Annotated in this window: 10 protein-coding genes and 1 pseudogene; 4 read left to right on the forward strand and 7 right to left on the reverse strand. The window is 37.8% G+C overall.

Translation table 11 applies throughout. The features are described 5' to 3' along the window. Positions 1-28 precede the first annotated feature (28 nt). The 4 genes from LJE11_RS20075 to LJE11_RS08235 all read right to left on the reverse strand — a co-directional run bounded on the left by LJE11_RS20075 (position 29) and on the right by LJE11_RS08235 (position 4,683). On the reverse strand, positions 29-2,593 hold the full coding sequence (locus tag LJE11_RS20075) for a DEAD/DEAH box helicase family protein (RefSeq protein ID WP_330380968.1): 2,565 nt from the start codon (positions 2,591-2,593) through the stop codon (positions 29-31). Next, entirely contained in the window at positions 2,583-3,563 is a 981-nt protein-coding gene (locus LJE11_RS08225; RefSeq protein WP_020993987.1) for a DUF5677 domain-containing protein, read from the reverse strand. Before LJE11_RS08225 ends, LJE11_RS20075 begins: the two co-directional genes overlap by 11 nt. A gap of 164 nt (positions 3,564-3,727) precedes the next feature. Further along, positions 3,728-3,946 (reverse strand): hypothetical protein, encoded by a 219-nt coding sequence (locus LJE11_RS08230; RefSeq protein WP_020993988.1) that lies wholly within the window; start codon positions 3,944-3,946, stop codon positions 3,728-3,730. A gap of 11 nt (positions 3,947-3,957) precedes the next feature. Beyond that, the gene (locus tag LJE11_RS08235) at positions 3,958-4,683 is read right to left on the reverse strand and encodes a type IV secretory system conjugative DNA transfer family protein (RefSeq protein WP_008703619.1); all 726 of its coding nucleotides are present in this window, start codon (positions 4,681-4,683) and stop codon (positions 3,958-3,960) included. On the opposite strand from LJE11_RS08235, the gene LJE11_RS08240 reads away from it, so the two are divergent. After that, positions 4,678-5,655 carry a tyrosine-type recombinase/integrase gene (locus LJE11_RS08240; protein WP_008703617.1) on the forward strand — a complete coding sequence of 326 codons (978 nt, stop codon included), beginning with the start codon at positions 4,678-4,680 and terminating at the stop codon, positions 5,653-5,655. The two genes, LJE11_RS08235 and LJE11_RS08240, sit on opposite strands and share 6 nt — an antisense overlap. Next, on the forward strand, positions 5,652-6,395 hold the full coding sequence (locus LJE11_RS08245; RefSeq protein WP_227295804.1) for a tyrosine-type recombinase/integrase: 744 nt from the start codon (positions 5,652-5,654) through the stop codon (positions 6,393-6,395). The genes LJE11_RS08240 and LJE11_RS08245 overlap by 4 nt, the downstream gene beginning before the upstream one ends. A gap of 420 nt (positions 6,396-6,815) precedes the next feature. Here LJE11_RS08245 and LJE11_RS08250 read toward each other — a convergent pair whose 3' ends face one another. The 3 genes from LJE11_RS08250 to LJE11_RS08260 form a co-directional block, all read right to left on the reverse strand. Further along, complete coding sequence (locus tag LJE11_RS08250; protein WP_227295806.1) at positions 6,816-8,111, reverse strand: DUF2971 domain-containing protein; 1,296 nt, start codon at positions 8,109-8,111, stop codon at positions 6,816-6,818. Between the two features lie 314 nt (positions 8,112-8,425). Then, positions 8,426-10,285 (reverse strand): asparagine synthase (glutamine-hydrolyzing), encoded by a 1,860-nt coding sequence (gene asnB / locus LJE11_RS08255; protein ID WP_055200756.1) that lies wholly within the window; start codon positions 10,283-10,285, stop codon positions 8,426-8,428. Positions 10,286-10,518: 233 nt separating this feature from the next. Further along, complete coding sequence (locus LJE11_RS08260; RefSeq protein ID WP_008703624.1) at positions 10,519-10,707, reverse strand: hypothetical protein; 189 nt, start codon at positions 10,705-10,707, stop codon at positions 10,519-10,521. A 407-nt stretch (positions 10,708-11,114) separates the two neighbouring features. Between LJE11_RS08260 and LJE11_RS08265 the strand changes: the two genes are divergently transcribed. Together LJE11_RS08265 and LJE11_RS20785 are read left to right on the forward strand one after the other, a co-directional pair. Then, positions 11,115-11,279, forward strand: a complete 165-nt coding sequence (locus LJE11_RS08265; protein ID WP_008703625.1) for a hypothetical protein — start codon at positions 11,115-11,117, stop codon at positions 11,277-11,279. 24 nt (positions 11,280-11,303) lie between these two features. Continuing rightward, a pseudogene (locus LJE11_RS20785) lies at positions 11,304-12,976 on the forward strand (IS66 family transposase). Positions 12,977-13,021 lie beyond the last annotated feature (45 nt).

Raw genomic sequence — 13,021 nt, forward strand, 5'->3', positions numbered from 1 at the left:
TTCATCCAATTAGCTGTACTCGCATTTCTTATCTAGTTTTATGGTAGTATTCTTCAGAATATTGCTCAGAAAAATCTTCAACATTCAGATGATGTAACGTTAAAAATTCATGTAAAGTATCATCAGATATCTCATCCAGGGAAAACGGTTTTAATTCTTTAATAAACCCTTTTATCTGATCCTTCAGGATCTTAAGTTTATTTGGACGAATTATCTTAACTTTATGTGTAAAATCTCCCTCATAAGAAAGTGTCTTTGTCGAAATAATCATAAATCTGTCTACATTTGCATTTGGGCCATATTGATCTTCAAACCATGCACAATGGTTATTCATTTGTCCCGCTTCATGTTTCGTGATTTCCTGACGGGTTCCGGACACCTCACTTTTGCATTCAAATAATAAATAATGATCATTCGAACCACACCAAAGATTATCAGGTCCCTTCCGAATTTCTTTATCTGGACGCTGGCTGACATAGCCAAGTAAAGCGCCAACATCTTTTAATGCAGCTTCAAATTTAGTAGCTTCAATACCAAAAGACAAATTATCTAATGTCGCATTAACTGACAAAAACAATTCACCATAATCTGAAAATTTCCGCATATATGTTCTGATATTATTTAGGCGGTCTTGGTGTATATAAGAAATTTTTGTATAATCAATTCCTGTACTCGGTTTTAAAAGCTGTGTATTTTTCTTAAATGCACTTTTTTGAATTTTAATCGATTCTGCAATACTTGTCGGATATGTATATCTTGCTAATTGCTGTAAATACCAACCCTTTTCTGTGTCATCAACATTAAGCCCATCAATCAATCGCTGCATGGAAGAAATAGCTTTCTCATACTCACCTTCACAAAAAAATTGTTCTGCCTGCCGTTCTTTTAAAAGCCTGTCATATACCTGTGATTCTGCATTATCTTCTACAATCGTATCCATTTCAGAAGCATAATATTCTTTCCAGCCTTCATCACGCACTAACATCTGCTTTATCAAAGAAAGCACAACTTTTATAGGGCTTTCAGTTTTATCTTCTTTCGCCATGTCAGCAATTTCGATGCCAATGTCAATTTGTTTTCTCGTTTGTGGTGAAAAGAATTTATTAGTTGCAATACTCCGCATAAACCGAACCAATTCTGAGCCAATTATTAAAATGGCGCAATAATCTTTTTCACCACGGACACCTCTGCCAATACCCTGTTCAATTTTTTGAGCTATCCGTTTATTGATCAGTTCACTATTTGGACACGCCTGTTCTTCATAGCGATCTGCCAAGCTATCAAAATACGGAAGGCTATCCATAATCAGTATTCGACAACTTTCATCAGGCAAGTCAATGCCATCATATCTGTTATTAATTACAACGATTTTTGAAAAAATTCCTTTTTTTAACTTATCAAGTTCCTCAACAATATTTCCCGTAGTAGCCGTAATTGCTCCTAAATTTTGATATTGTCTACAATTTTTCGTACTAGGCACCAATGCCACTATGCCAAATTTTGAAAGAGAGCTCTTGCAAAAATTAGTGACAATTAAATCATGATCACAAGATTCTTCAACAAGCGATGGTATTATCAACATTTTTTCGCCAGACCATTTTTGTTTTTCATTCCGCAACGGATTCTTCACAGCCTCTGGCCTAAACTCTAAGCCCTTTACAAAAAATGAATCATCCTGAGTTGTTGCAGACATTAAAATTCTATGTGTAGCATATGAAAAAGAACCAAAAGTACGAATGCTAACATTATACGGAGAAATCTCAATTTTACTTCCGGATATGTAACAACAATAATTTTCTATCTGATCACGCATAAGAGGCCACGTATAATATATTTGACTGTTTTCCTGGGCAGCAGACAAAATCTTTAGCATTTCTGTTTTCTTATTATTCCAGCTCCAGTACGGGACTGCCATAAAAGTATTATAATCTCCAGCCTGAATATCAAGCCAGCTTCCTTCCCCTTGTTCAATCATATCATCATTGAAAAGTGTCAGAATCTTCGAGTAAATTTCAGGATTTTCACTTTTGCTTATTGAAATGGTAAAAGCGCTTTTAATGGTATCTATACAAGCATGTGAATCATCCATAAGAACGGCTCCCGTTTTTATATAGTTGTTGTCTGTTCCAAATACAGATCTTCCGTTAAATATTTTCTGTACATGAGTAATAAGTATTTTGGAACCTGCAAGAAAATCATTTGGGATTTCGGTACTTTCACCAAATGTACAAAAGGGAATACCAAATTTATCCGCTTCTGAACATACCTGCCTGACAAGATATTTATTAGGACATATATAAAGACATGGCCCCTCCTTTGAATTGAGTAAAGATTGAAGAAGTAGCAATCCTACTAATGTTTTCCCTTCGCCAGTATGCAATTTAATAATTAAATCCTTATCTGCACGTCGTTTTGTATACCACTCAGATAGAACAATTTCCTGTGCTGGGCGAAGAGGACCAGCAACGCTTTTTCGGTCTAAAGTTCCATATAACTCAATGGGATTAGTTTTCGGTGTTATTGTTCTGCTTGCTAATTTTTTCTTAAAATCAATTGCCCTTAAACTCCCTCCTATTGTCTCTCTACAAAATATTTATCTGATCCATAGTCGCAATTATATGTACTTTTTTCTTTTGACAATCCATAACGTATCTTTTGAATTCTGCTCTTTTTGCCTCATCATCATCCAGATATTTATATACCTTATCTAAAGCAATCAAAGAAAAATCGCAGACAAATGCAAATATATTTCCTCCATTTTGGGGATTTCTAATTCGTTGTAAATAAAGGCCATCTGCCACTGCCTGTATTGCTCGCGCAGCATTTAGTGCATGTATTTCATAAGAAAGTCCCCCATAAATCCCCTCATAATATTTTTCATGTCCAGTTTCTCTCATCATCTCTCGAAAGTTCTGTACATTAGTTCCGATTTCATACCATTGAATATGTATTTTGTTGATATTTTTTCGTTTCTTTTTCTTCCAGTATTTTCGTTTGGACTCTATGGCTTTCTCTCTGGCATCAGCCACTTCCTTAAACAGCTCATTTGTATCTATCAAATGCTGAAAAGCATCTTTTTTTCGCTGAAATCTTTTACTATCTTCCGTAAACTGCGCTTCACCCAGTAGTTTAATTGCATTTTTACTCTTTTCGGATTTTCTGGCAAAAAGCTTTTCCCCTGTCTCAATTTCTTTATAATGCTGTTCCAGATAATATGCAGCAGCCCTCTTTCTGGTATCTTCTTTTAAAATAAATTCCAGACCTACGGTGTTTTCAAGCAATGTCCTTACAATAACTTGCATCGGCGAAAAAGCTCCTGCATCTATAAGAATATTGAGTGCATCTAGCTGTTCCATTATTTTCCTGAGAAAAAGGCATATTACTGTGTCTACAAATTCATCCTGTGCAGATGTTCTTGCAGTAATCTCATTTATGAGTTCCCCATATTTTATTATAATAGAAGCAAGCACCTCACTCGCTTCCTCAATTATTTTCTTATTATCCTGATCTTCTTTAATGTTATAAAACATATTGCCAAAGAGTTTTAAATAATTGTCTTCCATGTTTCTCCCCATATAGATACTTTACGTTTTTCTCTCCTTTATTTTATCAGTTTTTTCTGATAAATGCTACCCTACATCTTTAATTCTGCACAACAAAAAAAGGCAGTAACACCCTTTTGGTTAGGATATTACCGCCCTTTCACACTTCAAATACTGCGTATTCTCTAATTGAAGCCCTGCTTCATTCCACGCAATCCATTTTCGTACTGTATTCTTGAAAAATACCAGATTTTACCCTGGATTTTTCTGCAGATATGATTTTCAAACAAATAGCATTCACTGCACAATTCTGGATTATCCCGTCTCCATCCGCTTTTTTCCAGAAATTCCTCTATATTTTCATATACTTCAATGCAGCTTTCTGCAAGCAGTATTTTTTCCACCTCCTGCTCCTTCAGATAAAGTCCAAATTCCTTGGCAAGCAGAACTCTGAATCCATAGCTTCATATACCTGCTCATCCAGTATCTGAAATTCCTGCTGCTGTTTTTCCCACTTTCGGTACCAGTCCGGAATATGATCCACAACCTTTTCCATCTTCAGTTTTCCGGCATCTGCATGTTCCGTATAATCCATTTTCTTAAACCGAAGCACATTGTGTCCTCGGATGATCAGGATTCCCTGATCCAGCGGATAACGAAGGATCTCATCTGGCAAAAGGAGCTGCCGTTTTCCAATGGAACGTGATTCCGAATATTCCGGCACATAGTCTGTGGCACGAATCGTAAAAAAGTTCTTTCGGATAGAAGCAACTGAAACTGTAATCTCACCGATCCGGTCACTGTAGTAGGTAGCGGTTGTCATATCATTACAGCCCAGAAAGATTGAGAAATCACAGCCGCCAAGGATCTCTTCCCACTGGTTGTCCGGATAACGGTTCTGAAGCTGTGGAATATTCTGAAACAGGATGCTCATGCCTATCCGCCGGGATCTGGCCGTAGCCAGTTTCTTTTTAAAATCCGGAACAACACCGATATTTGGAAATTCATCCAGTATAAAACTTATCGGTACTGGTAGGACACGTTCTTCCGTTCTGTCAGCCAGACGAACCAGCTTGATACTTAAAAATGACGTAAACAGTGTAGCAAGCATATCGTATGTAGAATCCTGATTCAAATGCAAAAATTTGATCCTTTAAAGAAGTATTCTTTTCGAAAGGCACGTGATTGGAAGTATCCGCTATGGTGCTCTTTAGCAGTCAATGCTTATCTGGACTGGCTTAGGAGAAGCTTCCATAGTGAAGGTACCATTAGGTCCTATAAATATGTTGTATACAATTTTTGTGATTTTCTTTTGCTAAAAAAGTTAAGTTCATTTGAAGATCTAAATCGAAATCTGATAAATGAATTTCTTAGGATTGATCTGCATAGCACGGTAAATGGCACCTCTGGAAGAAATAGCGTTTTACGTCAATTCATAACATTTCTGGAAGATAATAATTATCTTGCGGATCAAACAATACATGGCGTAATACCGGCAAAGCTTGCTCACCACAGAAAAATCATTACAATATTGTCAGATGAGCAGATATCATGTATAAATGAATACCGTAAAACATGTAATTCACCAATCGAACTTAGAGATGCTGCAATGGTTATGATAGGACTGAAACTTGGATTTAGAAGCTCTAATGTTATCAATCTGAAGCTTTCGGATATCGACTGGATGAATAAAAAGATATCCATCACACAATACAAAACGAAAGTCTCTATCTCCCTGCCCTTAAGTGTTGATGTCGGGAATGCAGTTTTCAGATATATGAAATACGGGAGACCTGAATGTGATGACCCGCATGTATTTGTTAGACATAAGGCTCCATACGGAATTCTTTCAGGAAAGATATGTTCAAATGCCTTGAATCGAGTTTTGAGTACTGTCAGCGACGGTTCATCTGTTAAATTTCATACATTAAGAAAAACATTTGCAACAAGTATTTTGAAAAACAATGCTGGTGTAGAGCGTGTTATAGATGCATTGGGGAACCGGGATTCAACAACAGTAAATGTATATCTTACATACGATGAATTGCATATGAGAAAATGTGCACTCTCTCTCAAAGAGATGTCTATTCCGATGGGAGGTGCAACCAAATGATTCTTGAAGAATATATTTTTACCAGTTGTTTTTTGAATGATATACAGGGACTAATTGAGCAGAAAAAGCAGTCGGGTTATATCTATGATTCAGCGAAATACATCCTTATACAATTTGACAAGTTTTGTGTAGAGAATCATATCGATAGGGCAATCATAACAAAAGAATTATCGAACACATGGCTGTCTTATCATGCAGATGAAGCAAAATCGCGCCGTGCAAGCCGTATGAGTGTGCTGCGGCAACTGGTTCAGTACATGAATTCACAGGGCAGTGAATGCTACATTCCCTCAAAATTTTCCGCCAAAAGTTATCGAGTTCCATATGTTATGAATGAACGTGAAATTAGGGAATTCTTTACAGTAGCAGATGATTACATCCCAAAGGTGAATGCCGATCGTTTTAGCATACTGGCTGAGGAATATAAAGTACTGTTTCGCTTTATTTATTGCTGTGGATTACGTGTATCAGAAGCACGTAAATTAAAACTGGAAGATATAGATTTTGAAAGAAAAACAGCTCTAATACTACGCTCGAAAGGGGATAAGGATAGGTTGATCTATATCGCAGATGATGTATGCAACATGTGTCTGGATATGCTGGATTTATTGCATGATAAGTATCATTTTTACTCAGAATATCTGTTTCCATCATCTGATCCCAATACCCCCTTGCAGGTGGCATCTATAAACAAAAAATTTCAGGAATTCTGCAATAATATTGTATATATATGTTTTTAATGAAGATATTTGATATGTATTACCAACTAAATAAAGGAAATTCAGTATTCCTACTTCATACTCAGTTACACGAACCAATCCAAAATTTTCATTTAAGTTCAAATCATGTTCACATGTTAAAGACAAAAGGACTTCTCTGGTCTTATAAGAAGGATTTTTCTCAAACTTTTCCACACATTCACATAATGTATCTAAAATCTGTTCACGCGCATTCGCTGGCCATTTTTCTGGCTTGTCAGCTGTTTCTTTCTCATAATACATTTCACTGCCCTTCCGTTCATATAAAATTAAAAGCAATTCTTTTCATCTTGAATCAAAATCAACATGATTATATTATATCCTCAGAATCTGCTTTTTTCCAGCAAAATAACGCCCCAGCCATAAAGCCAGAGCGTTACATACTTTCCATATCAAATTACCTTAAACTTTTTCTGTGCCATCGACTTTTCCTTTATAATTTATCAGTCTCCAAAATTTCTTTTTTCGAATCTTAATTTTCTGCTCTTCAGCACTATATTCAGCTTGATAAAAAGTAAAATCTGATAATTCGTCCTTATGCTTTATCAGCTTATCCAGAATCTGTTTTTTATCATATTCACTGGTTCTGATTCCAAAGATAACACCTTTCAAAAGGTTCCAATCAAATGACATATTCTGCTTTTGAGGAACATCAAATTCACCAAATGTATTTGACACAGCTACCCTAAATTCCTTTTCATGTTCCCAGTTTTTTGTCTTGCGATAGATTTTCGCATCATAGATCTTCCAGTAACGTTTTCTCCATTCCTCTACATCAGAAAATGCTTCATAACAGGAACTGACGCCGTCTACTCCAAGTAACCATTCTCTTATTTGAACCATAGTCAATCGTCCTAATGTCTGGAAAAAATTACATTCAATGGACTCTCCACCATAAGAAATTGCTCTTACATCAAGAGGAATATGTCGCCCTCCTACCTTAAGTTTTGCCTCGTCACCTGTATCATAAATCAGACATACACCCTTATGACAGTCTGCATAGTTTCCCCACATAGCAGAATTATCATTTTTTTTAGAAAAACAAACAACATAGCTTTTAGGGTATATCATATCCCTCAACTGAGCCACAAACACTTTTGGAAAATCAGCCATAACAATTAACCACTTTCTATGCTGTTGAACTACTGAATTGCCATCATTGTTATATATTTGTTCTTCAGAGCCTTTACCATGAAGAAATATGTCGTTTTCTGCACCTTTCATTATATAGGAGAATTCCTTCATTTCCTCGAATATTTCTTCCATAGATTCAATTGTCTGGACACGCATTTTTTCATTAGAAAAGACTTTCTTTATTGCATCTACTAATTTTTCCACAGAAAGTGAAAAATTAAGAAGTTTAATCTGTTTCTCAGCTTCCTCTGCAGGTACAAATTTATTTTTCTTAAATTCTTCCAGACACCTAATTAGTGCATTATTATGAATATAAAAAAGAATATATTGAAGTTCCTTTTCTGATACTTTCAAACAATTGTCACCATAAACTCCTGCCAGATTTTGTACATCTGTATCCGTTATGAACTCTTCTCCTAATTTCAATAAAATTTTCTCAAAAAAGTTATTTTTATAGCAATGAACATCTGCAACCAAAGTACCATGATATAACGTTTCATCATCGGCTTTCAGAATATAGAGTTCCAGTGCACGCGCTACGCTATATATATAATGTCTGAACAATCCCTCCCAGGCCATCTTATCTCCCTGCCAGAAAACACGTACAAACCCTTCCAACGGATCATTTAACTCTTCTTTCGATGCAAAATGAAAAGTGCCATTTTCAATTTCTAATAATGCACTGCTTATTGAACGGTAGTGGTATAATTTCATTTTTTCCTTCTTTCGATAAATTATTCAAATAGTTATGATGAAGTCTGCTCTTCATAAACCATGGATTGACATGCAGCTTCCTATACGAAAGCTTAATACCTATCTTCTATTTTTTCTTTGTGAATATCCATTTAGGTATTATTACCGTCTCATAACCAACTCTCTCACTTCGAACATGTAGTAAAAAATCTATCGTACCAGATAAGGAATGTTAAAACTGTCCAGATTTTACGGCTGTTATCTGCCTTTTTATCTTTATGGTCGTTCAGAAGCTGGAGCAGTTTCTCTGTATGGAAAAATTCTTCTGCTTCTTTCGAGGTAAATAAATCTGTTACCATCTGATACCAGTCATTCTGCCGCAGCCACACACGGATTGGAATGGGAAAACCAAGTTTCTTCCGTTCATCGGTTTCCTGTGGAAGAAATTCTGAAACAGCTTTACGGAAAATATATTTGGTTGTACCTGCTGCAATCTTGGCTTCTTTCGGAAGCTTTGCTGCAAAGTTAAAAACTTCTTTATCCAGAAATGGTACCCTGACTTCCAGGGAATGTGCCATGCTCATTTTATCTGCTTTCTGCAAAATATCGCCAGGAAGCCAGTAGTTCAGATCTACAGACTGCATTTTTTCCATGTCTTGAAGTGAGCCTCTGTTTTCTGACTCAAGCTCTTCATAAAATTGACTTAAATATTCCTGCGTGGAAGGTCCTGTTACTTTATTTTTCAAAATCTGTGCTTTCTCTTTTTCACAGTAAATATATGCATTTCCGATGAAGCGTTCTTCTACTTTCATTCCTGCGCGGATAAGGAAATCCCGTCCTTTCACGTCTGGCAGCTTTGCAGCCAGTTTTCTGACAGCGCGTCTGAGCACGAACGGAATCCAGGCAACTTTCTTTAATGCTTCAGGCTCTCTGTAAATATTGTATCCACCGAAAAGTTCATCTGCGCCTTCCCCGGAAAGGACTACCTTAACATGTCCGGCAGCCTCTTTGGAAAGAAAATAAAGTGCAACTGCAGAGGCATCCCCAAGTGGTTCATCCATATGATACATCACATCTGGAAGGGCATCCCAGAATTCCTGCTTGGATATGATTTTCACATGGTGTTTCAAGCTTGCTTTTTCTGCCACTTTGGCAGCTTTGTTTACTTCACTATATCGGTCTCCCTCATCAAATCCCACTGTGAATGCCTGATCCGCACCGGAGGCAGAAGCCAGATACCCGGAGTCCACTCCCCCGGATAAAAACGCGCCGACTTCCACATCGCTTAACATGTGGTGCTTCACCGAATCCTTTAAAATCTCTGCAAGCTGGCTCCGCAGCTGATCCATATTCGTCTTACGGTTCCACTTGTCAGGTGTAAGCTTTGTTTTGAAATAAGTCTTTATTTCATAGTTTCCGTTTTTATATAAAAGCATATGTCCAGGCATAAGTTTATAGATTCCCTTAAAAAAGGTCTCTTCCAGAGGGGCATATTGAAATGACAAATACTGCTCCAGGGCCTTCTGATTTACTTTTCTTTCATAGCCTGGAAATGCAAGAATACTCTTAATTTCAGAAGCAAATACAAAGTGTCCATCTATTTCGGCATAGTACACAGGCTTAATTCCAAAGAAATCCCTTGCAAGCATCAAAGTCTGCTCTTTTTCATTCCATACTGCAAACCCAAACATTCCCCTGAGCTTATCCAGTGCCTTCTCCCCATACTGTTGAATGGTATTTACCAGAACTTCCGTGTCAGAATGGGTACAGAAAGAAATGCCGGAAGCCTCAAGTTCTGCCCGCAGTTCCTTATAATCATAGATTTCCCCATTAAAAACAATATGCAGGTTTCCGTCCGCACTTTCCATAGGCTGCTGCCCATCTTCTAAATCAATAATACTAAGTCTTCGAAAGCCCAGCGTAATCTTCTCCCTGCAAAAAGAGCCTTCACTATCCGGGCCTCTATGTTCAATGGCTTTCATCATCCTTTCAATTACTGTCTTCTGATCCTGTCTGTAACCTGTAAATCCACATATCCCGCACATTTCTTCCTCCGTATCCATTTGATGTAGTTTAGACACTGCAACGACTTTTGTTACAGTCCAAAATTATTTTTATCGATATTTTATCATAAAAATGTCTGTTTGTTGTAAAATAAAAATGTCTTTCTTATCAAATACTTATATTTCAAAATAGCTTTTATATCTCATATAACATTTTATAAAAAAAGAAATGTTTTCCATTCCCTTATTTGCTTACGGAAAACGTTTCTTTTCATTTACTCTTCATGAAGATTTCCGTTCTCATCGATCCAGGTTCCGTCTCCGTTATTGTAAAGGACTCTGGATTCTTCATCACCTTCACCTGCTGCTACAATTTCCATTCTGTTCATCGGAGGTGTATTATTCCAAAGAACAAGCATAATATCCAGTTCTGATTCTGGAAGTCTCTGATATGTTTTTTTCACGCTCTCATTCTCCCTCTTTCTACAAATGTAGGAACGATTTTATTATATCATATCAGTCTATTTCTGTATAGCTGTTTCCATTCTCATCAGAGATTTCGCTTTTAGTTTGTTACTGTTCAAAGGTATGTATAAGTCATTGTAAAAAGTGACGAAATTATTTTCTCTATTTTGTGGATAATTATCTTCAGCAGAAAAAACTGTATTTATAGTTTTTTCTGCTGTTCTTTTTCACAAAAGTTATACACCGAATCCTATCCATTCTTTCAGACAGAGGCCTTATATCTGCTCATTTCCAATCTTATAATGGAGATTTATCCACAGTCAGATTGCCCAATGGGTCATTTCCGGAAATTCGCTTTTTTCCTGCATTTCTGCTATACTTTTTTCAAGAAAGAGAGGTTGTTTTTATGGAGATTGATTTTATACAGGAACTAAAAAAACGTGATGAACTTCTTGACGGCTATCTCAGGCAGATCGAGATCCAGGAGGAATTCATCCAGAAACAGAAAGAGCTGATCGAATGTCTCGAGGATCATATCTCAAAGATCACAGATATCGTCGGCAGTGTTTAGCAGGACTGTACCGGAGGAAAACGTATGCCTGATACTTATGATCATATCACTCTCATGTGTCGGCTGAAAGCTGCACAACGCAGAAACAAAGAACTGGAATCTGGTGAAAGATATATCCAGTTAGAAGAACTTCATCAGAAAGAGTACAACGTTTATGAACATAAGATTGAGAAGCTGAAAAAAGAACTTGCAGATGCGCACAAAGAAACGATCCGTGTGCGCAATTACTGGTTTCAGGTACTGGAGGATATGCTCCGGGAGTTTGAAAAGGCACAAAAAAGGTCCGCGCAGGAACTCCGAAAAATGGAGATCCGTGCACTGAATGCAGAAAAGCAAAGAGAGGATGCACTGGATAAAGCAGCCGTTTTCAGACATCAGTTTTATGAAGCGGCATCCAGACTGGAAGAAGAACAGGGAAAGAATCTGAAACTACGGGCACAGATCAACCGTGATTATGAAAACTCTTCTATTCCTTCTTCAAAAGCAGTACGACGTAAAAAGATCACAAACAACAGGGAAAAAACAGGCAGAAGACCAGGCGGGCAGCCCGGCCACAAAGGGCACTGCCGGAAAAGACAGGAGCCTACACAGCCAGTTATTCTTCTTCCTCCACCTGAAGAAGTGCTCGAAGACTGTGCTTTTAAAAAGACTGCCAGGACCATCGTAAAGCAGATGGTAAGTATCCGTATGGTCCTGAATGTAACGGAATATCATGCAGATGTTTATTATAACAGTCATACGGGAGAACGTGCACATGCAGCATTTCCAGACGGAGTTATCGATGATGTGAATTATGATGGCAGCATACGGGCATTTCTGTTCCTTCTGAACAATGACTGCTGTACATCCATTGATAAGAGCAGGGCATTTCTGTCCGACCTGACGGGTGGAAAACTGAATATTTCCAAAGGCATGATAAGCAGACTAAACCGGAGTTTGCTTTAAAAACTGAGCCTGAACGCAGGTCTGCCTATGCAGATATGCTGCTTTCCCCTGTTATGCATACAGATTGTACAAATGCCAGGGAAAACGGAAAGAGCTGCCAGGTATATGTCTGTGCAACACCGGACGGAAAAGCCCTGTACTTTGCCCGCGAGAAAAAGGGACACGAAGGAGTAAAGGGTACGGTTGCAGAAGACTATCAGGGGATCCTTGTCCATGACCATGATATTACCTTTTATAATTATGGAGCAGATCATCAGGAATGCCTTGCCCATGTACTGCGGTATCTGAAAGCCAGCATAGAGAACGAACCAGACCGTACCTGGAATAAAAAAATGCATGCACTGGTGCAGGAAATGGTCCACTTCCGAAATGGATGCCGGCAGCCACACGGACCAGATCCGGAAATAGTCTCCGGATTCGAAAAACGATACCGTGAGATACTGGAAACTGCCCGGAAAGAATATGAAAACATTCCGGCAAATGATTATTACAAAGACGGGTACAATTTATTCCTGAGAATGGAGAAATACATGCACAACCATCTGTTGTTCCTGCATGATATCCGGGTACCTGCCACGAATAATGAAGCCGAAAGGCTTCTAAGGAATTATAAGCGGAAACAGGCGCAGGCCGTGACATTCAGAAGTTTCGAAAACATCGATTATCTCTGCCAATGCATGAGCATGCTTGTTTTGATGCGCCTTGAAGATCCGGCCAATATATATGACAGAGTGTCCAGAATATTTGGATAAAGAAAACCGATGGCTTTGACTGTTATCAGTCTACACCATCGGTTT

This window comes from Blautia sp. DFI.1.216 (assembly GCF_020594215.1).
Taxonomy (GTDB): Bacteria; Bacillota; Clostridia; order Lachnospirales; family Lachnospiraceae; genus Blautia_A; species Blautia_A wexlerae.

What these genes read in the sequence shown, in the direction of transcription:
- LJE11_RS08265 (WP_008703625.1), top strand. Translation starts at nt 11,115, where the DNA reads ATGGAGATTGATTTTATACAGGAACTAAAAAAACGTGATGAACTTCTT.
- LJE11_RS08225 (WP_020993987.1), bottom strand. Translation starts at nt 3,563, where the DNA reads ATGGAAGACAATTATTTAAAACTCTTTGGCAATATGTTTTATAACATT.
- LJE11_RS08245 (WP_227295804.1), top strand. Translation starts at nt 5,652, where the DNA reads ATGATTCTTGAAGAATATATTTTTACCAGTTGTTTTTTGAATGATATA.
- asnB (WP_055200756.1), bottom strand. Translation starts at nt 10,285, where the DNA reads ATGTGCGGGATATGTGGATTTACAGGTTACAGACAGGATCAGAAGACA.
- LJE11_RS08240 (WP_008703617.1), top strand. Translation starts at nt 4,678, where the DNA reads ATGCAAAAATTTGATCCTTTAAAGAAGTATTCTTTTCGAAAGGCACGT.